General features: G+C 71.9%; 14 protein-coding genes and 1 riboswitch. Of the genes, 11 read left to right on the top strand and 3 right to left on the bottom strand.

Translation table 11 applies throughout. The features are described 5' to 3' along the window. The first annotated feature begins 356 nt into the window (after window positions 1–356). Entirely contained in the window at window positions 357–1,376 is a 1,020-nt protein-coding gene (locus OG927_RS24750) for a LacI family DNA-binding transcriptional regulator (protein WP_056790765.1), read from the top strand. 6 nt (window positions 1,377–1,382) lie between these two features. On the opposite strand, the gene OG927_RS24755 is transcribed toward OG927_RS24750, so the two are convergent. Continuing rightward, window positions 1,383–2,696 carry a citrate synthase gene (locus OG927_RS24755; RefSeq protein ID WP_330320787.1) on the bottom strand — a complete coding sequence of 438 codons (1,314 nt, stop codon included), beginning with the start codon at window positions 2,694–2,696 and terminating at the stop codon, window positions 1,383–1,385. A 130-nt stretch (window positions 2,697–2,826) separates the two neighbouring features. Between OG927_RS24755 and OG927_RS24760 the strand changes: the two genes are divergently transcribed. Together OG927_RS24760 and OG927_RS24765 are read left to right on the top strand one after the other, a co-directional pair. Continuing rightward, window positions 2,827–3,990 carry a citrate synthase/methylcitrate synthase gene (locus tag OG927_RS24760; RefSeq protein WP_330320788.1) on the top strand — a complete coding sequence of 388 codons (1,164 nt, stop codon included), beginning with the start codon at window positions 2,827–2,829 and terminating at the stop codon, window positions 3,988–3,990. 24 nt (window positions 3,991–4,014) lie between these two features. Next, a complete protein-coding gene (locus OG927_RS24765; protein ID WP_330320789.1) occupies window positions 4,015–5,109 on the top strand; it encodes a CobW family GTP-binding protein in 1,095 nt (364 codons plus the stop codon). 168 nt (window positions 5,110–5,277) lie between these two features. On the opposite strand, the gene OG927_RS24770 is transcribed toward OG927_RS24765, so the two are convergent. Beyond that, complete coding sequence (locus OG927_RS24770; protein WP_124280999.1) at window positions 5,278–7,728, bottom strand: DNA gyrase/topoisomerase IV subunit A; 2,451 nt, start codon at window positions 7,726–7,728, stop codon at window positions 5,278–5,280. 246 nt (window positions 7,729–7,974) lie between these two features. Here OG927_RS24770 and OG927_RS24775 point away from each other — a divergent pair, with 246 nt between their 5' ends. The 4 genes from OG927_RS24775 to OG927_RS24790 all read left to right on the top strand — a co-directional run bounded on the left by OG927_RS24775 (window position 7,975) and on the right by OG927_RS24790 (window position 12,843). Then, window positions 7,975–9,327 (top strand): M16 family metallopeptidase, encoded by a 1,353-nt coding sequence (locus tag OG927_RS24775; RefSeq protein ID WP_319099253.1) that lies wholly within the window; start codon window positions 7,975–7,977, stop codon window positions 9,325–9,327. Between the two features lie 26 nt (window positions 9,328–9,353). Then, complete coding sequence (locus tag OG927_RS24780) at window positions 9,354–10,736, top strand: M16 family metallopeptidase (protein ID WP_319099297.1); 1,383 nt, start codon at window positions 9,354–9,356, stop codon at window positions 10,734–10,736. Between the two features lie 191 nt (window positions 10,737–10,927). After that, a riboswitch (cyclic di-AMP (ydaO/yuaA leader) is annotated at window positions 10,928–11,096 on the top strand. 13 nt (window positions 11,097–11,109) lie between these two features. Beyond that, window positions 11,110–11,916 (top strand): M23 family metallopeptidase, encoded by an 807-nt coding sequence (locus OG927_RS24785; protein ID WP_056790751.1) that lies wholly within the window; start codon window positions 11,110–11,112, stop codon window positions 11,914–11,916. Window positions 11,917–12,138: 222 nt separating this feature from the next. Continuing rightward, complete coding sequence (locus tag OG927_RS24790; RefSeq protein WP_056790748.1) at window positions 12,139–12,843, top strand: GntR family transcriptional regulator; 705 nt, start codon at window positions 12,139–12,141, stop codon at window positions 12,841–12,843. 169 nt (window positions 12,844–13,012) lie between these two features. Here OG927_RS24790 and OG927_RS24795 read toward each other — a convergent pair whose 3' ends face one another. After that, a complete protein-coding gene (locus OG927_RS24795) occupies window positions 13,013–13,294 on the bottom strand; it encodes an HPr family phosphocarrier protein (protein WP_056790745.1) in 282 nt (93 codons plus the stop codon). A gap of 164 nt (window positions 13,295–13,458) precedes the next feature. Between OG927_RS24795 and OG927_RS24800 the strand changes: the two genes are divergently transcribed. From OG927_RS24800 to OG927_RS24815, 4 genes are all read left to right on the top strand, one after another. Then, a complete protein-coding gene (locus OG927_RS24800; RefSeq protein ID WP_330320790.1) occupies window positions 13,459–16,560 on the top strand; it encodes a bifunctional acetate--CoA ligase family protein/GNAT family N-acetyltransferase in 3,102 nt (1,033 codons plus the stop codon). 68 nt (window positions 16,561–16,628) lie between these two features. After that, complete coding sequence (locus OG927_RS24805) at window positions 16,629–17,225, top strand: DUF5998 family protein (protein WP_056790739.1); 597 nt, start codon at window positions 16,629–16,631, stop codon at window positions 17,223–17,225. Beyond that, a complete protein-coding gene (locus OG927_RS24810) occupies window positions 17,225–18,412 on the top strand; it encodes an alkaline phosphatase family protein (protein ID WP_056790735.1) in 1,188 nt (395 codons plus the stop codon). The genes OG927_RS24805 and OG927_RS24810 overlap by 1 nt, the downstream gene beginning before the upstream one ends. A gap of 50 nt (window positions 18,413–18,462) precedes the next feature. After that, window positions 18,463–19,113 carry a thymidine kinase gene (locus tag OG927_RS24815; protein WP_056790731.1) on the top strand — a complete coding sequence of 217 codons (651 nt, stop codon included), beginning with the start codon at window positions 18,463–18,465 and terminating at the stop codon, window positions 19,111–19,113. Window positions 19,114–19,190 lie beyond the last annotated feature (77 nt).

A 19,190-nucleotide genomic window follows, 5' to 3' on the forward strand; every position in this document is an offset into this window, starting at 1 on the left:
GAAATTCCGGCTGCGTGATATTCGTCCGGTGAACCTTCCGGCGGGGTCCCACCGGGAGGTTCACGCCGCCCCTTCCGGCGGGACCCCACGGAGACCTCCCGGCGATCCTCCGGATCCTCCCGACGGACCTTGGACAGGCCGGTGCCGAGCCATGTCCGGTTCCCTGTCCGGCGGACGTCCCGGGTGCCGGCCCGGTGGCTCGCGCCTGCGGTTGCCCGCCCCGCGCCGGGACCGCTCACCGGTACGGGACGCCGTACCCGGCGGAACCCTTGCCTCCTGGCGCTCCGTCTGTGAGCGTTCCAAGAGGTGCCATCCCAACGCAATCATCTTGCTTTTCTTGCGCTAATCTTGCGTTCATGACGCGACGACTTGCTCAGGTTGCCAAGAAGGTAGGGGTCAGCGAGGCCACGGTCAGCCGGGTGCTGAACGGTAAGCCGGGCGTCTCCGACGCCACCCGGCAGTCCGTCCTCTCCGCGCTCGACGTCCTCGGCTACGAGCGTCCCACGCAGTTGCGCGGCGAGCGGGCCCGGCTGGTCGGACTGGTCCTCCCCGAGCTGCAGAACCCGATCTTCCCGGCCTTCGCCGAGGTGGTCGGGGGCGCGCTCGCCCAGCAGGGACTGACCCCCGTGCTGTGCACGCAGACCAAGGGGGGTGTCTCGGAGGCCGACTACGTCGAGCTGCTTCTGCAGCAGCAGGTTTCCGGGGTCGTGTTCGCGGGCGGTCTCTACCACCAGGCCGACGCCCCGCACGACCACTACAAGGTGCTCGCCGACCGCAAGATTCCTGTCGTCCTGATCAACGCCGCCATAGCCCGTCTCGGGTTCCCCGGCGTCTCGTGCGACGACTCGGTCGCAGTCGAGCAGGCCTGGCGCCACCTCGTCTCGCTCGGCCACGAACGGATCGGGCTGGTCCTCGGCCCGTCCGACCACGTCCCCTCGCAGCGCAAGCTCGCCGCGGCCCGGGCGCTCGCCGAGGAGTCGGGGACCACCGTGCCGGACGAGTGGGTCGCCCGGGCGATGTTCTCGCTGGAGGGCGGCCAGGCCGCGGCCATGCGGCTGCTCGACCAGGGCGTCACCGGCATCATCTGCGCCAGCGACCCGCTCGCCCTGGGTGCCGTGCGCGCGGCGCGCCGCCGCGGACTCTCGGTGCCCGCGGACGTCTCGGTCGTCGGCTACGACGACTCGGCGTTCATGAACTGCACCGAGCCGCCGCTGACCACGGTGCGCCAGCCCATCGAGGCCATGGGCCGGGCCGCGGTCGAGCTGCTGTCCGTGCAGATCGGGGGGCGCGCGGTGCCGTCCGACGAGCTCCTCTTCGAACCGGAACTCGTCGTACGCGGCTCGACGGCCCAGCCGCCCCGCGAAAATTCCCGCTGATTGTAGCTAATTTGCAGGCCCGGTCTCTGCCCGCAGTGCCGCACGGGGAAGCGGCTGCGGCGGCGGCGGCCCCGTGTACTGCCCGCTGGGCCGCATCCGCAGCGGGCGCTCCGCGTACTCCTCGAGGGCATGGGCGATCCAGCCGGCCGTGCGGGACACCGCGAACACGGTCTCACCGGCCTCGGCGGGCATGCCGCACGCGACGGAGAGGACGGCCAGCGCGAGGTCGACATTGGCGTGCAGGGGTGTGTGCCGAGCGGTGGTGGCGACCACGTCGCGGGCCGCCTCCAGTGCCGGTGCCGCGTCCGGCACCTCCGCGAGCAGGGCGAACAGCACCTGGGCCCGCGGGTCCTCGCCCGCGTAGAGGCGATGCCCCAGCCCCGGTACCGGGCGGCCGGTCCGGAGGTGGTCGGCGACGACCGGTGCGGCACCGCCCCGCTCCACCACCTCGGACAGCATCCGGTGTGCCAGGCCGCTCGCCGCGCCGTGCAACGGCCCTTCCAGGACGCCCAGGCCGGCGGAGACGACCGCGTACGGATGGGCGTGAGCGGACGCGGCCACGCGCGCCGCCAGCGTCGAGGCGGCCAGATCGTGATCCGCCAGCAGCGCCAGAGCGGCGTCGAGCACGGCCAGCGAAGCCGCGTCGGCCTGTCGGTCCGAGAGCCTCGGCCACAGGCGGCGGGCCAGACGGTCGCCGTCACCGGCCTCCTCGCCCTTCACCGGCAGGGCGCCCACCAGGGTGGGGATCATGCTCCGTGCGCTGTTCAGCACGCCGTGGGGGGAGAGGTCGAACCGCAGCGGATCGGCGGCGGCAGCGGCGGCGACGGCCACCCGCAGGCGGTCCGTCGAGCCGCTGTGCGCCGGCAGGGCGGCGACCGTCCGCCGAGCGGCTGCGAGAGATTCCGGGGGTGCGCCGAAGCGGGTGCCCGGACGGAGCTCGCCGGTCCAGATCCACTCGGCGACCTCCTCGTATCCGTAGTGGCGCGCGAGTTCGGTCGCGTCGACTCCGCGGAAGTAGTACCGGTCGTGCTCGATGAGGGTGATCCCGGTACGGAACGCCAGGTCACCGACGGCAGGAGCGGGCTCCCGGCGCCCGGCGCGCCGTGCCAGTCCCTCGACCTCGGCGGCGTCGAACGTGCTGCCGCGCCCGCCGGGAGCGCGGCGGCTGCTGAGCTGCCCCCTGCTCACGTAGGCGTATACGGTCTCGGGCTTCACACCGAGCAGCTCTGCGGTCTCCCGCGTGGTCAGCCTGCGTGCGCCCTCGCCGCCCTCGGCCTCCGCGCGCTCCCTGTCGGCCCCGTGCCCCGCGTCATACGTCATGGGGCCCACCGTATCCACTTTCATCGGTACTCATCATGGTCTCATGTTGATTGAGTCAATGTTGACACAGCTAAAGTCAATCATGGACTGTTGAATCAATGTTCATCGCATGATGAGGGAGAGACCGGACATGCCTGCTCCGAGGACCGACCCCGCTCCGCTCGACGTCCCCCGCGGCTTGGCGGGCGTGATCGTCACCGACACCGCTCTCGGCGACGTCCGTGGGCGCGAGGGCTTCTACCACTACCGGCACTACTCGGCGGTCGAGCTGGCACAGCGCCGCAGCTTCGAGGACGTCTGGTACCTGATGTTCCACGGCGAGCTCCCCGGCAGGGCCGCGGGCGTCGACTTCGCCGCACGCACCGCGGGCCTGCGCCACCTGCCCGCCGAGGTGCGGGAGGCACTGCCCGCCATCGCCCGGGCGGGCGCCGACTCCGGCCCGCTGGCCGGGCTGCGCACCGCGCTCTCGCTGCTCGGGGCCTCCGCCGGCTTCCGTCCCGTGTACGACATCGGCGCCGACCGCCGCCGCACCGACGCGCTCGCCGTCTGTGCAGCCGTCCCCACCCTGCTGACCGCCCTGCACCGCCTGGGCCAGGGGCTCGAACCGGTCGCACCGCGTGACGACCTGCCGTTCGCCGCGAACTACCTGTACATGCTCACCGGCGCCGAACCGGACGTCTCCCGGGCCAGGGCCGTCGAGCAGTACCTCGTCTCCACCATCGACCACGGGTTCAACGCCTCGACGTTCACCGCCAGAGTGGTCGCCTCCACCGGCGCCGACACGGCCGCCTGCCTGGTTGCCGCCGTCGGCGCGCTCTCCGGGCCGCTGCACGGCGGCGCGCCCAGTCGGGCCCTGGACACCCTGGACGCCATCGGCACCCCGGACCGCATCGACGGCTGGATCCGCGAACAGGTCCTCGCGGGGGGCCGGATCATGGGCTTCGGCCACCCCGTGTACCGCACCGAGGACCCGCGCTCACGCATGCTGCGCTCGATCGCACAGGGCTTCGGCGGCCCGCTCGTCGACTTCGCCGTCGAGGTGGAACGCCAGGTGGAGGCCATCCTCGCCGAGCTCAAGCCAGGGCGTGAGCTGCACACCAACGTGGAGTTCTACGCAGGCGTCGTCATGGAGCTCTGCGGGCTGCCGCGCGAGATGTTCACCCCCACCTTCTGTGCGGCGCGCATGGTCGGCTGGAGCGCCAATATCCTGGAGCAGGCGGAGGACTCGAAGATCATCCGCCCGGCGGCCCGCTATGTCGGGGCCCCGCCGCCCCGGCCCGTGCCCGCACCCTGACCGACTCCGAGGAAGGCCCCCCTGTTGACCCCGCCCCGCGCCCCGCAGATCCCGGTCGTCGTCCTGGCGGGGTTCCTGGGATCCGGCAAGACGACACTCCTCAACCATCTGCTGCACAACCGTGCCGGCACCCGCATCGGAGTGATCGTCAACGACTTCGGGTCCATCGAGATCGACGCGATGACCGTCGCGGGGCAGGTCGGCTCGACGGTCTCGCTGGGCAACGGATGCCTGTGCTGCGCCGTCGACGCGAGCGAGCTCGACACCTTCCTGGAGACCCTGACCAGGCCCGCCGTCCGCCTCGACGTGATCGTCATCGAGGCGAGCGGCCTCGCCGAACCCCAGGAGCTCGTCCGGATGCTGCTGGCGAGCGACAATCCGCGCATCCGCTACGGGGGACTGGTCGAAGTCGTCGACGCCGCCGAATTCATGAACACGCGGGAGCGCCACCCCGAGATCGACCGCCACCTCGCTGTGGCCGACCTGGTCGTACTGAACAAGACGGACCGGGCGTCGGAAGCCGGTCTGGACGCCGTGCGGGAGGCCGTGGCCGCGTCCTGCGGCGGGGCGGCGGTCATCGAAGCCTCGTACGGGCGGATCGACCCGGAGCTGCTCTTCGACCCCGTGATCCGGCCGGACGAGGACGACGACGCCCGCCAGCTGACCTTCGAGGACCTGCTCCAGGAGACGGCGCACGATCACGGCAGTCACCTGCACGCGGCGTACGAGAGCGTCTCCTTCTCCGCCGAGGTGCCGATGAACCCGCGCCGGCTCATGGCGTTCCTGGACTCCAGGCCCGGAGGCCTCTACCGGATCAAGGGCTTCGCCGACTTCGGTGCGGCGGACCCGGGCAACCGCTACACCCTGCACGCCGTCGGCGGATTCCTGCGCTTCGTACCGCAGCCGTGGACACGGGACGAGCCACGCCTCACGCAACTGGTGCTGATCGGCTCAGGCATCGATGCCCGGGCGTTGCACGAGGAGCTCGCGGACTGCCGGGAAACACCGCAGGACGCCACCGTGCAGCTGGAGCGCAGCATGTGGGGCGTCCTGCGGTACGTGCGGCAGCCGGATGACGCCGGGCCCGGTCACGAGCCGGCCGCCGACGAAACGCCGTAACGACCGACGCGGGCCCGAGTGCCGCGTCAGCCGGACGGCGGACGAGGCGGACCCGGACGAGGCGGACCCGGACGCGGCAGACCCGGACGAGGCGGACCCGGACCCGGCGACAGCCGGGCCGGACGGCGGACGGGGCCCGACCGGCCCCGCCGCCGTGCCCGCCGATGGTTACAGCGGTCCGGCGATCACCGCGACCGGGCCGACCAGTGGCGTCCCCGAGCCGTCGCGGCGCGGATCCGGGGCGGGCAGCACCGCGGGCGCGCCGCTCTTCTGCGCGGCCCGGGCCGGAAGACCGCCCGCCCAGGCGAACACCAGGACGTCCTCGCCCTTGAGGAAGCGCTGGCAGCGCACCCCGCCGGTGGCCCTGCCCTTGCGCGGGTACTGGTCGAACGGGGTGAGCTTCGAGGTCAGCTCCGAATCGTCCAGCGTGCCGTGCGACCCGGCCACCGTGAAGACCACGGCGTCGGCCGCGGGATCGACCGCGGTGAACGAGAGCACCGTGGCACCCTCCGTGAGCTTGACGCCCGCCATGCCGCCCGCCGGACGACCCTGCGGACGTACCTGTGCCGCCGGATAACGCAGCAGCTGAGCGTCCGACGTGATGAAGACCAGGTCCTCCTCGCCCGTACGCAACTCCGTCGCACCGACGATGCGGTCGCCGTCCCTGAGCGAGATGACCTCCAACTCGTCCTTGTTCGCCGGGTAGTCGGGCACCACGCGCTTCACCACCCCCTGCAGGGTGCCGATGGCCAGCCCGGGGGACTCCTCGTCCAGGGTGGTGAGGCAGACCAGCTCCTCGCCCGTCTCCAGGGTGAGGAACTCCGAGATCTGAGCCCCTCCGGAGAGATTGGGAGCCGCGTGGGTGTCCGGCAGCTGCGGCAGATCGATCACCGATAGCCGCAGCAGCCGCCCGGCGGACGTCACCGCACCCACGTCGCCGCGGGCCGTCGCGGGTACGGCCGAGACGATCACGTCGTGCTTCGTGCGCTTGGCGTCCTCGGCGACGACGATCGGATCGGCGTTGGCCGTCCGGGCCAGCAGGCCCGTCGAGGAGAGGAGCACCCGGCACGGGTCGTCGGCGACCTCCAGCGGTACGGCGGCCACCTGCGATCCGGCCGACTCCAGCAGCACGGTGCGCCGGTCGGTGCCGAACTTCTTCGCCACCGCGGCGAGTTCGGACGAGACGAGCTTGCGCAGCTCCGCGTCCGAATCCAGGATCGCCGTCAGCGCGGCGATCTCATCGGCGAGCCGGTCGCGCTCGCCCTCCAGCTCGATCCGGTCGAACCGGGTGAGCCTGCGCAGCGGGGTGTCCAGGATGTACTGCGTCTGGATCTCACTCAGCGAGAAGCGCTCCATCAGGCGTTCCTTCGCCTGCGCCGAGTTGTCGCTGTCCCGGATGAGGCGGATGACCTCGTCGATGTCGAGCAGGGCGACGAGGAGACCCTCGACCAGGTGCAGCCGGTCGCGGCGCTTGGTCCTGCGGAACTCGCTGCGCCGGCGCACGACCTCGAAGCGGTGGTCGAGATAGACCTCCAGGAGCTCCTTGAGCCCCAGGGTGAGCGGCTGTCCGTCCACCAGTGCCACGTTGTTGATGCCGAAGGACTCCTCCATCGGCGTCAGCTTGTAGAGCTGCTCCAGAACGGCCTCGGGCACGAAGCCGTTCTTGACCTCGATCACCAGGCGCAGACCGTGGGACCGGTCCGTGAGGTCCTTGACGTCGGCGATGCCCTGGAGCTTCTTGGACCCGACCAGGTCCTTGATCTTGGCGATCACCTTCTCCGGGCCGACGGTGAAGGGGAGTTCCGTCACGACGAGGCCCTTGCGGCGGGCCGTGACGTTCTCTATGGCGACGGTCGCGCGGATCTTGAACGTGCCCCGCCCGGCCGCGTACGCGTCCTTGATGCCGCCGAGGCCGACGATCCGGCCGCCGGTCGGCAGGTCGGGGCCGGGCACGAAGCGCATCAGGGTTTCCAGGTCGGCACCCGGATGCCTGATGAGGTGGCGGGCGGCCGCGATCACCTCCCCGAGGTTGTGCGGGGGCATGTTGGTCGCCATGCCGACGGCGATCCCGGAGGCGCCGTTGACCAGGAGGTTCGGGTACGCCGCGGGGAGGACGACCGGCTCCTGCTCCTGGCCGTCGTAGTTCGACTGGAAGTCGACGGTGTCCTCGTCGATGGACTCCGTCATCAGTGACGTGGCGTCGGCCATCCGGCACTCGGTGTACCGCATGGCGGCCGGCGGGTCGTCGTTGCCGAGCGAGCCGAAGTTGCCATGACCGTCGACGAGGGGCAGACGCATGGAGAACGGCTGTGCCATGCGCACCAGTGCGTCATAGATCGAGGCGTCACCGTGCGGGTGCAACTTGCCCATGACCTCACCGACGACACGGGCGCACTTCACATAGCCGCGGTCGGGGCGCAGCCCCATCTCGTTCATCTGGGACACGATGCGGCGGTGCACGGGCTTCATGCCGTCGCGGGCGTCGGGCAGAGCGCGGGAGTAGATCACCGAGTACGCGTACTCGAGGAAGGAGCCCTGCATTTCGTCGACGACGTCGATGTCGAGGATCTTCTCCTCGAAGTCGTCCGGCGGCGGGGTTTTCGTGCTGCGGCGGGCCATCGCGGCTGCGACTCCTTCACAGATTCTGTCGGGCAACCTCAAGTTCTGACGCGGACCATTGTGGCCCGCCGTACCGACAACGCCGACCTCGACCCGTCCGAAGCGGTCCCGAGGGCCTCCTCGAAACCCCTGTTTACGGCAGCATCTACGACAACATCCACGGAACGGGAACTTCGCCAGGTGCCCGTGCGCTTGCTTACAGTGGCAGGTCCGGCAGGAAATCCTGTATCGATCGAAGGGACGTACATGCCCATGGGTCACACGGCCACAGCCCAGGCCGGTTCCGGCGGCTTGACGGCGACCGAGCACCGCTTGGCCAACGGCCTGCGCGTCGTGCTCTCCGAGGACCATCTGACCCCGGTCGCCGCGGTCTGCCTCTGGTACGACGTCGGTTCCCGCCACGAGGTCAAGGGACGCACCGGCCTCGCCCACCTCTTCGAGCACCTGATGTTCCAGGGCTCCGGCCAGGTCAAGGGGAACGGGCACTTCGAGCTGGTGCAGGGGGCCGGGGGCTCCCTCAACGGCACCACCAGCTTCGAGCGCACCAACTACTTCGAGACGATGCCCACGCACCAGCTGGAGCTGGCCCTGTGGCTCGAGGCCGACCGGATGGGCTCCCTGCTCGCCGCGCTCGACGAGGAGTCCATGGAGAACCAGCGCGACGTCGTGAAGAACGAGCGCCGCCAGCGGTACGACAACGTCCCGTACGGCACGGCGTTCGAGAAGCTCACGGCCCTCGCGTACCCGGAGGGCCACCCGTACCACCACACGCCGATCGGTTCGATGGCGGACCTGGACGCCGCCACGCTGGAGGACGCGCAGACGTTCTTCCGGACGTACTACGCGCCGAACAACGCGGTGCTCTCGGTGGTCGGGGACATCGACCCGGAGCAGACGCTCGCCTGGATCGAGAAGTACTTCGGCTCCATCCCCTCCCACGACGGCAAGCAGCCGCCGCGCGACGGCACGCTGCCCGGCACCATCGGCGAGCAGCTGCGCGAGGTGGTCCACGAGGAGGTGCCGGCGCGCGCCCTGATGGCCGCCTACCGGCTGCCGCACGACGGCACGCGTGAGTGCGACGCCGCTGACCTGGCGCTGACCGTGCTCGGCGGGGGCGAGTCGTCCCGGCTGCACAACCGCCTGGTCCGCCGCGACCGTACGGCGGTGGCCGCGGGATTCGGGCTGCTCAGGCTCTCCGGAGCCCCCTCCCTGGGCTGGCTGGACGTCAAGACGTCCGGTGGCGTCGAGGTGCCGCAGATCGAGGCGGCCGTCGACGAGGAGCTCGCCCGGTTCGCCGCGGAGGGCCCGACGCCCGAGGAAATGGAACGGGCGCAGGCCCAGTTGGAGCGCGAGTGGCTGGACCGGCTCGGTACGGTCTCGGGCCGCGCCGACGAACTGTGCCGGTACGCGGTCCTGTTCGGTGACCCGCAGCTCGCCCTGACCGCGGTGCGGAGGGTGCTCGACGTCACCGCCCAGGAGGTCCAGGAGGCCGCCCGGGCGCACCTGCGTCCCGACAACCGGGCCGTCCTGGTCTACGAGCCGGTCGAGCCGGCCGACGAGACGGACGGCACCGACGCGCACGAGGGGGCCGACAAGTGACCGACGCCGCCGTGACTGGAGTAGCCATGCAGTACCACCCGCAGCCGACCGCAGGCGAGGCCAGGCCCTGGGCCTTTCCCGCACCCGAGCGGGGAGCCCTGCCCAACGGCCTGACCGTGCTGCGGTGCCACCGCCCCGGCCAGCAGGTCGTCGCCGTGGAGATCTTCCTGGACGCGCCCCTGGACGCCGAGCCCGAGGGCCTGGACGGCGTGGCCACGATCATGGCGCGTGCGCTGTCCGAGGGTACGGACAAGCGCTCCGCGGAGGAGTTCGCCGCCGAGCTGGAGCGCTGCGGCGCCACCCTCGACGCGTCCGCCGACCACCCGGGGGTCCGTGTCTCCCTGGAGGTCCCGGTCTCCCGGCTCGCCAAGGCGCTCGGCCTGGTCGCCGAGGCGCTGCGGGCGCCCGCCTTCTCCGAGAGCGAGGTGGAGCGCCTGGTCGGCAACCGTCTCGACGAGATCCCGCACGAGCAGGCCAACCCGGCCCGCCGCGCCGCCAAGCAGCTCTCCAAGGAGCTCTTCCCCACGACGGCGCGCATGTCGCGCCCGCGTCAGGGAACCGAGGAGACGGTGCGCCGGATCGACGCGGCGGCCGTGCGCGCGTTCTACGACGCCCACATCCGCCCGTCCACCGCGACGGCCGTGATCGTCGGTGACCTCACCGGGGTCGACCTGGACGCGCTGCTGGCCGACACGGTCGGCGACTGGTCGGGCAACGCCGGGGTGTCCCGCCCGGTACCGCCGATCACCGCGGACGACACCGGCCGCGTGGTCGTCGTCGACCGCCCCGGGGCCGTGCAGACCCAACTGCTGATCGGCCGCATCGGCGCCGACCGGCACGACAGCGTCTGGCCCGCCCAGGTCCTCGGCACGTACTGCCTGGGAGGCACGCTCACCTCCCGACTGGACCGCGTGCTGCGGGAGGAGAAGGGCTACACCTACGGGGTCCGCGCCTTCGGGCAGGTCCTGCGCTCCACGGCACCCGGATCCTCCTCCGGGGCGACCGGTGCCGCGATGCTCGCCATCAGCGGTTCCGTGGACACGGAGTCCACCGGGCCCGCGCTGGAAGACCTCTGGAAGGTCCTGCGCACACTGGCGGCCGAAGGGCTCACGGACGCCGAGCGCGAGACGGCGGTGCAGAACCTCGTGGGTGTGGCTCCGCTGAAGTTCGAGACGGCGGCCTCCGTCGCAGGGACCCTGGCCGACCAGGTGGAGCAGCACCTCCCGGACGACTACCAGGCCCAGCTCTACGCCCGCCTGGCCGAGACCGGCACGGTGGAGGCGACCGCAGCGGTGGTCAACGCCTTCCCGGTCGACCGTCTGGTCACCGTCCTCGTCGGGGACGCCGCCCAGATCGCGGAGCCCGTCAGGGCGCTGGGTATCGGAGAGGTGTCGGTCGTCAGCGGCTGACGTGTCAGGGCGGTACGGACCCCGGCGAGAGCGTTCTCGCCGGGGTCCTCCCTTTTGCCCCCTTTGGGGGGAGAGTTGCGGTATGCCCTGTGGGATGTGCGACAAAAGACCTGATCCGTTTGGCGCCGGAAAGGCGCCCGGCCTAGCGTCGGCCCGGCTGTCCGCCAGACATATGCCGCGTCCGCGGCGCCGGACAGCCATCGCCGAGTCCCCGTCAGGCGCGAGCCTGGGGAGCCGGGGACCCACGAAGTCCCTGGGGTGAATCGGACGCCTGCGCCCTCGCACGGGGTGGAGGGGCCCGTAGGAGACCTTCCTGCTCCGAACCCGTCAGCTAACCCGGTAGGCGAGAAGGAAGGAAAGGATCAGCCCCTCCATGGCGTTCACCCGAGCCACCGGGAAGCACCGTGCCCCGAGCCGTCTGACGCGCAGGAGCGCTCAGGTCGCCGGCATCGCGGCCCTGGCCACCACCGGTGTCATCGGCGGTGTGTCCTCCCCGGCCCTCGCCGCGGACTCCGAGGCCCTCACCGCGGGCAGTACCGGCCTGACCCAGGCCGTCGCGATCGACTCCACGCTCGCCGACCAGATCGCCGCCCAGGCGAAGGCCCAGCAGCACCAGGCCGACCTCGCCGCCAAGGCCGAAGCGAAGGCTAAGGCGGAAGCCAAGGCCAGGGCGAAGGCCGAGGCCGAGGCGAAGCGCAAGGCCGAAGCCCGCGCCAAGGAGGCCCGTGAGGCCGAGGCGCGCGCCGCCCGCGCCGCCGAGCGCGCCCGGCTGAACGCCTTCCACCTCCCGGTCGCCGGCTCCCAGGTGACCACCGGCTACAAGTCCGGCGGCGCCCTCTGGTCCTCCGGCAGCCACTCGGGCGTGGACTTCCGGGCCGCATCCGGCAGTTCCGTCGTCGCGGTCGGCGCCGGCACGGTCGTCGAGGCGGGCTGGGGCGGTGCGTACGGCAACAACATCGTGCTCCGGATGGCGGACGGCACGTACACCCAGTACGGCCACCTGTCCTCGATGGGGGTCTCGGTCGGCCAGAGCGTCACGTCGGGCCAGCAGATCGGCCTCTCCGGTTCGACCGGCAACTCCACCGGACCCCACCTGCACTTCGAGGCGAGGACCACGCCGGAGTACGGCTCCGACATGGACCCCGTCGCCTACCTCCGCGCCCACGGAGTCCAGGTCTGACCCGCCTCGCACGACTCCGCTGACGACGAAGGCCCCGGCACCGCCGGGGCCTTCGTCGTGCTGCCGGAGAAGGTACGGGCCGAAGCTGAGCAGAAGTGCTTTCAGGACAGAAGATATGCATGGATTCCGCTCCGCCTTCGGAAATTCTGGCTGATTGCAATAGAGTCACAGAACAGGCGTCGATCGGCCGCGTTGCGCGGGGATTAAGGCGGAGGTTCGGACATGCGCATTCCTGCGCATTCGGTATGCACGGCAATCCGTGACGACATCGTCTCCGGTGTCTTCGAGCGTGGCAGCCGCCTCACCGAGGAGGTGCTCGCGCGTCGCTACGGCGTCTCCCGCGTCCCGGTGCGCGAGGCGCTGCGCACCCTGGAGTCCGAGGGGTTCGTCGTCACCCGTCGGCACGCGGGGGCGTGCGTCGCCGAGCCCACCGAACAGGAGGCCGCCGACCTGCTGGAGATACGGATGCTCCTGGAGCCCCTCGGTGCCGCCCGGGCCGCGCAGCGACGCACGGAGGCACACCTCAAGGTGCTCCGAGGCCTGGTCAGGCTGGGGCAGGAGAGGGTGCGCCGCGGCGAGGGGGAGGACCTGCGCTCTCTCGGTGGCTGGTTCCACGAGACGCTGGCCCAGGCTTCGGGAAGCCCCGCGCTCATCGCGCTGCTCACCCAGCTCCGGCACAAGATCGCCTGGATGTACGCGGTCGAGCAGCCGGCCCGGCCCGCCGACTCCTGGGCCGAGCACGGTGCTCTCGTGGACGCGGTGGCGCGTGGTGACGCGGAGCGGGCCAGGGCGCTCGCCACCCTGCACACCGAGCGTGCCACGGCCGCACACCGGCTGCGCCGCACGGACCGCCCCGGGCACGCGGCGGATCCGCCCCGGGTGAGGACTTCGCAACACGCCGTAAACATCGCGGGCGTCCGTCATTAACAATTGCGCCGTATACAAAGAAGGTAATTAACGCAGGGCTTTCTTTATGCTGCCGTAATTCCGGTCGGCGTGCGATCTTCCCGCCCCGTTCCGGAAACAGAAAAGCCGCGGCTCCCCGAGGGGTGCCGCGGCTTCGCCGCAGAAATCGATCCGGTGCGGGCCGGTCGGATCAGACGGTCTCCGGGAGCTCGTCGAGCCCCTCGGCGACCAGCTTCGCCAGACGGTCCAGGGCGACTTCGGAGTCGTCCGCCTCGGACGCGAGCACGATCTCCTCGCCACCCTGCGCGCCCAGGCCGAGCACCGCGAGCATCGACGCGGCGTTCACCGGGGTGCCGTCGGCCCTGGAGATCGTCACCGGGACGCCGGAGGCCGTGGCGGCACGGACGAAGATGGAAGCGGGGCGGGCGTGCAGGCCCTCGGCCCAACCGACGTTGACGCGGCGCTCAGCCATGGTTCTGCCCTTCACGTATCAATAGGTTGTCTAGACCAGTCTCTCATGCAGTGCGCACTGCTGTGCCCGGGCTCCGGCCTGCGGGCCACCGCCGCGCCGGCTCCCTCAGCGTGCCCGCGCACCGAACCCTCCGCTACCGGTGCGGCGGGCCGTAGGCTTTGCCCATGGAGCCCACGCCGGAGCAGAGTCCGCATCATGCGTACCCCGATCACTGGGAGGCGGACGTGGTGCTCCGCGACGGCGGCACCGCGCGCATCAGGCCCATCACCACGGACGACGCCGACCGGCTGGTCAGCTTCTACGAGCAGGTGTCCGACGAGTCGAAGTACTACCGCTTCTTCGCCCCGTATCCGCGTCTCTCCGCGAAGGACGTGCACCGCTTCACCCATCACGACTACGTCGACCGGGTGGGTCTGGCCGTCACCATCGGCGGGGAGTTCATCGCCACCGTCCGCTACGACCGGATCAACGAGCAGGGCAGGCCCGCCTCCGCCCCCGCCGACGAGGCGGAGGTCGCCTTCCTCGTCCAGGACGCCCACCAGGGCCGCGGGGTGGCCTCGGCCCTCCTCGAACACATCGCGGCAGTCGCCCGCGAGCGGGGCATCCGCCGCTTCGCCGCCGAAGTGCTGCCCGCGAACAACAAGATGATCAAGGTGTTCCGCGATGCCGGGTACACCCAGCACCGGAGCTTCGAGGACGGGTCCGTCCACCTGACGCTCGACCTGGAACCGACCGCCGAGTCGCTCGCCGTGCAGCGCGGCCGTGAGCAGCGGGCCGAGTCGCGCTCCGTGCAGCGGCTGCTGGCTCCCGGCTCCGTCGCCGTCATCGGCACCGGGCGTGCACCCGGCGGCGTGGGCCGCACCGTGCTGCGCAATCTGCTCGGCTCCGGCTTCACCGGACGCGCGTACGCCGTGAACCGGTCGTTCGCCGCCGGCACGGCCGCGGTGGACGGCGTCCCCGCGCACCGCTCCGTCGGCGAGATCGGCGAACAGGTCGATCTCGCGATCGTCGCCGTCCCCGCCGACCGGGTGCCCGAGGTGGTCGCCGACTGCGGGGAGCACGGGGTCCAGGGCCTCGTCGTCCTCTCCGCCGGCTACGCCGAGCGCGGCACCGAAGGCCGGGAGCGGCAGCGCGAACTGGTCCGGCAGGCCCGCTCGTACGGCATGCGGATCATCGGACCGAACGCCTTCGGCATCATCAACACCTCCGACGCGGTACGGCTCAACGCCTCCCTCGCCCCCGAGTCCCCCCGGGCCGGCCGCATCGGCCTGTTCACCCAGTCCGGCGCGATCGGGATCGCCGTCCTCTCCGGCCTGCACCGCCGCGGGGCGGGACTGTCGACCTTCATCTCGGCGGGCAACCGGGCCGACATCTCCGGAAACGACTTCCTGCAGTACTGGTTCGAGGACCAGGACACCGATGTGGCCCTGCTGTACCTCGAATCGCTCGGCAACCCGCGCAAGTTCACCCGGCTCGCCCGCCGCACGGCAGCGGTCAAGCCCGTGGTCGTGGTCAAGGGGGCCAGGCACAGCGGATCCATGCCGCCCGGGCACGCCGTGCCGGTCAGCCGGATCCCCGACGCGACGGTCTCCGCACTGATGCGGCAGGCCGGCGTGATCCGTGTCGACACGGTGACGGAGATGGTCGACGCGGGGCTGCTCCTCGCGGACCAGCCGCTGCCGGCCGGCCCCCGCGTGGCGATCCTCGGCAACTCCGAGTCCCTCGGCCTCCTCACGTACGACGCCTGCCTGACCGAGGGGTTGCGTCCGCGACCGCCCCGCGACCTCACCACGGCGGCGGGACCCGGGCACTTCCGGGACGCGCTGGCCGAGGCGCTCGCCGACCAGACCTGCGACGCCGTGATCGTGACGGCGATCCCCTGGGTGGGGGAGAACGGCGAGGCGGAGACGGGCGACGGCGAGGTGCTCGCCGCCGCGCTGCGCGAGGCCGCGGCCTCGGGTCCCGCCAAGCCGGTGGCGGTCGTCCACGTGGAGATGGGCGGCCTGGCCCATGCGCTGGCCGCCGCGTCGAGCACGGCCGCTCCGCCCGGGGAAGGCGCCCCGGCGTCCGGCAGTGCCCAGGGGGCCGGGCCCGGCGGTGGGACCACGGGCGGCACCACCACCGGTCCGACTGGACCGCGCGACGTGGACCCGGGGGCGTCGCGCGCCGCGGGTCCGTACGTCCAGGGGGCACCAGGAGCCATGACGGGTGCGGGCCCCTCCGGCCCCCCGGCCGCGCGGGGGACCGCCGCTCCGGCGGGTTCCGGGGCGGGCCGCACCGCGGAGTCCGCATCCGGCCCGGCGGCCGGCGCCGCACGCCCCCCGGGGACCGGCGGCGCCGCACGTGCCCCCGAGCCGGGTGGAGACGTAGGCGCCCCCGGGCCCCGCATCGGGCGCATCCCCGCCTATCCCGCTGCCGAACGGGCCGTCCGGGCGCTCGCCGAGGCCGTGAAGTACGCACAGTGGCGGCGTCAGGCAGCCGCCCCCGGCAAGGTCCCCGAGTTCCTGGACGACACGATCGACGAGCCGGGCACCGCGGCCCTGATCGAGCGGCTGCTCGGACCCGGGCCCGACCCGCGGGGCCGCCCGCTCACCCACGACGAGGCAGGCGAGCTGCTCGGCCTCTACGGGGTCTTCGTACGGCCCGCTCTCCCGGCCCCCGACGCGGAGGCCGCCGTCAACGCCGCGGGGCGGCTCGGCTACCCGGTGGCCCTCAAGACCACCGCGCCCCACCTCCGGCACCGCGCCGACCTGGGCGGCGTCCGGCTCGACCTCGTGAACGAGAGCGCCCTGCGCCGCGCCTACGAGGAGCTGACCGACCTGCTCGGCACCCCCGTGGAGCTGCGGCCGGTCGTCCAGGCCATGGCGCCGCGAGGAGTCGACACCGTCGTACGCGCCTCGATCGACGCCGCAGCCGGGGCCGTCCTCTCCTTCGGCCTGGCCGGAGCGCCCTCCGAACTGCTCGGCGACACCGCCCACCGGCTCGTGCCCGCCACCGACCGCGACGCCGCCGAGCTGATCCGCTCGATCAGGGCGGCGCCGGTGCTGTTCGGCTGGCGCGGCTCCGCACCGGCGGACACCGCGGCGCTCGAAGAGCTTCTGCTGAGGGTCTCCCGGCTGGTCGACGACCACCCCGAGGTGGTCTCGGTCGCCCTGGAGCCCGTCGTCGTCGCCACGCAGGGGCTGACCGTGCTCGGGGCGAGTGTCCGGCTCGCCCCGCCGCCGGCCCGCACCGACCTCGGTCCCCGTCGCCTCCCCAGTTACTGACTGCTCACCCGTCACGGAGGCGCGCACGGCGTGCCCGGCAGTCACCGGCCCCCCGTAGGATGGTCCGTATGGCAAAGACCGGTACGACGACCCAGGGGCTGCGCGCGGCGATCGAGCGCAGCGGCTACTACCCGGCCCTCGTGGCCGAGGCGGTGGAGGCCGCCGTCGGCGGGGAGCCGGTCGCTTCGTACCTGGTGCACCAGGAGACCACCTTCGACTCCAACGAGGTGCGCCGCCATGTCACGGTCCTCGTCCTGACGGACACCCGCTTCATCGTCAGCCACACCGACGAGCAGGCCGCCGACACCAGCTCCCCCACTCCGTACGCCACGACGTCCACCGAGTCCGTCAAGCTCGACCGGATCTCGTCCGTCGTGGTCTCCCGCGTGGTCGCCAACCCCGAGAAGTACGTGCCCGGCACCCTGCCCCGTGAGGTCGTCCTGACGATCGGCTGGGGAGCGGTCTCCCGGCTCGACCTCGAGCCCGCTGCCTGCGGCGACCCCAACTGCGAGGCCGACCACGGCTACACGGGCAGTTCCACCGCCGACGACCTGAGCCTGCGTGTCAGCGAGGCCGGGGACGGCCCGGACACCGTGCGCCAGACCCTCGCCTTCGCGCAGGCACTCTCCGAGGCCACGGCCGCGACCGCGGCGACCGGCCGCTGATGGTCCAGCCGGCCTGGCAGGACCCCGTTCTGCTCGCTCCCGAGACCGCCCCCGTGCCCGAGTACGGCAGCGGCTCGCTCGCCGACCTGCTGCCGACGCTCGCCGCAGGCCAGGGCGTACCCGGATTCGAGGCGACGATCCCGGAGCTGACCCCCGCCGACCGGAACTGCGTCTTCCTGATCGACGGGCTCGGCTGGGAGCAGATCAAGGCCCACCCGGACGAGGCCCCCTTCCTGCACTCCTTGCTCCCCACCTCTCGCGGCGGCACCGGCCGTCCGGTCACCGCGGGCTTCCCGTCCACCACGGCGACCTCCCTCGCCTCGGTCGGTACGGGACTGCCCCCGGGCAGGCACGGCCTTCCCGGCTACACCGCGCGCAATCCGGAAACCGGCGCGCTGATGAACCAGCTCCGCTGGAAGCCGTGGACCGAGCCGAAGGTCTGGCAGCCGTACCCCACCGTCTTCCAGCTGGCCGACGCCGCGGGCGTGCGCACCGCCCAGGTCTCCGCCCCCGACTTCGAGCAGACCCCGCTCACGAAGGTCGCGCTGAGCGGAGGATCGTTCCTCGGCCGACTGTCCGGCGAGGACCGGATGGACCTCGCCGCCGAGCGGCTCGCGGCCGGCGACCGGTCGCTCGTCTACACCTACTACAGCGAGGTCGACGGCAAGGGGCACCGCTTCGGCGTCGACTCCGACGCCTGGCGCGGCCAGCTGATGTACGTCGACGGCCTCGCACGGCGTCTCGCCGAACAGCTTCCGCCCCGCTCGGCGCTGTACATCACCGCCGACCACGGGATGATCGACATCCCGTTCGACGAACAGTCCCGTATCGACTTCGACGAGGACTGGGAGCTCCGTGCCGGAGTCGCCCTGCTCGGCGGCGAGGGCCGCGCCCGTCACGTGTACGCGGTCCCGGGGGCCGAGGCCGATGTGCTGACCGTCTGGCGAGAGGTCCTCGGCGAGCAGTTCTGGGTGGCCGGACGGGACGAGGCCATCGCGGCCGGCTGGTTCGGCCCGGAGATCGACGAGCGCGTGTACGGCAGGATCGGCGACGTGGTGGCGGCCGCCCACGACGACGTGGTGATCACCGCCTCGGTCAATGAGCCCCACGAGTCGGCGATGGTCGGCATGCACGGCTCGCTGACACCGGTGGAACAGCTGGTCCCGCTCCTCGAAGTACGTTCGTGACTCCGCCTCCCCCCACCCGCACCGCACCCCCGAAAGGCGCTCGACCTCTCATGCCCGAGCTTGTGTTCTTCTCCGGAACCATGGACTGCGGAAAGAGCACACTGGCGCTCCAGATCGGGCACAACCGGTCCGCGCGAGGGCTTCAAGGCGTGATCTTCACGCGTGACGACCGGGCCGGCGAGGGGAAGCTGTCGTCGCGTCTGGGCCTGGTGACCGAGGCCGTGGAGGCGGGTCCCGGGCGGGACCTGTACGGGTACGTGGTGGACCAGCTGTCACGGGGCGGCAGGGTCGACTACGTGATCGTGGACGAGGCGCAGTTCCTCGCTCCGGACCAGATCGATCAGTTGGCGCGGATCGTGGACGAACTGGACCTGGACGTCTTCGCGTTCGGGATCACGACGGACTTCCGGACCCGGCTGTTCCCCGGCTCGCAGCGCCTGATCGAGCTGGCCGACCGGTTGGAGACCTTGCAGGTCGAGGCGATGTGCTGGTGCGGCGCGCGGGCGACGCACAACGCGCGCACCGTGGGCGGCGAGATGGTGGTCGAGGGCGAGCAGGTCGTGATCGGCGACGTGAACCACCCTGCGGAGGCCGTGGGTTACGAGGTCCTCTGCCGCCGACACCACCGGCGCCGCATGACTGCTGTGTCCGCTCGTGTGGGCGCACTGTCCCCGGACGTCCTTCCGGTGCCGTCCGCCTGACATCAGGGCGGAGGAGTCCCGCCCCGTCCGACATCAGGGCGGTACGAGCCCCGCGACGCACCGGACCCCGCCACGAA

Origin of the sequence: Streptomyces clavifer (assembly GCF_036345975.1) — a bacterium.
GTDB classification, from domain to species: domain Bacteria; phylum Actinomycetota; class Actinomycetes; order Streptomycetales; family Streptomycetaceae; genus Streptomyces; species Streptomyces clavifer.

What these genes read in the sequence shown, in the direction of transcription:
- OG927_RS24750 (WP_056790765.1), top strand. Translation starts at nt 357, where the DNA reads ATGACGCGACGACTTGCTCAGGTTGCCAAGAAGGTAGGGGTCAGCGAG.
- OG927_RS24755 (WP_330320787.1), bottom strand. Translation starts at nt 2,696, where the DNA reads ATGACGTATGACGCGGGGCACGGGGCCGACAGGGAGCGCGCGGAGGCC.
- OG927_RS24760 (WP_330320788.1), top strand. Translation starts at nt 2,827, where the DNA reads ATGCCTGCTCCGAGGACCGACCCCGCTCCGCTCGACGTCCCCCGCGGC.
- OG927_RS24770 (WP_124280999.1), bottom strand. Translation starts at nt 7,728, where the DNA reads ATGGCCCGCCGCAGCACGAAAACCCCGCCGCCGGACGACTTCGAGGAG.
- OG927_RS24775 (WP_319099253.1), top strand. Translation starts at nt 7,975, where the DNA reads ATGCCCATGGGTCACACGGCCACAGCCCAGGCCGGTTCCGGCGGCTTG.
- OG927_RS24780 (WP_319099297.1), top strand. Translation starts at nt 9,354, where the DNA reads ATGCAGTACCACCCGCAGCCGACCGCAGGCGAGGCCAGGCCCTGGGCC.
- OG927_RS24785 (WP_056790751.1), top strand. Translation starts at nt 11,110, where the DNA reads ATGGCGTTCACCCGAGCCACCGGGAAGCACCGTGCCCCGAGCCGTCTG.
- OG927_RS24790 (WP_056790748.1), top strand. Translation starts at nt 12,139, where the DNA reads ATGCGCATTCCTGCGCATTCGGTATGCACGGCAATCCGTGACGACATC.
- OG927_RS24795 (WP_056790745.1), bottom strand. Translation starts at nt 13,294, where the DNA reads ATGGCTGAGCGCCGCGTCAACGTCGGTTGGGCCGAGGGCCTGCACGCC.
- OG927_RS24800 (WP_330320790.1), top strand. Translation starts at nt 13,459, where the DNA reads ATGGAGCCCACGCCGGAGCAGAGTCCGCATCATGCGTACCCCGATCAC.
- OG927_RS24805 (WP_056790739.1), top strand. Translation starts at nt 16,629, where the DNA reads ATGGCAAAGACCGGTACGACGACCCAGGGGCTGCGCGCGGCGATCGAG.
- OG927_RS24810 (WP_056790735.1), top strand. Translation starts at nt 17,225, where the DNA reads ATGGTCCAGCCGGCCTGGCAGGACCCCGTTCTGCTCGCTCCCGAGACC.
- OG927_RS24815 (WP_056790731.1), top strand. Translation starts at nt 18,463, where the DNA reads ATGCCCGAGCTTGTGTTCTTCTCCGGAACCATGGACTGCGGAAAGAGC.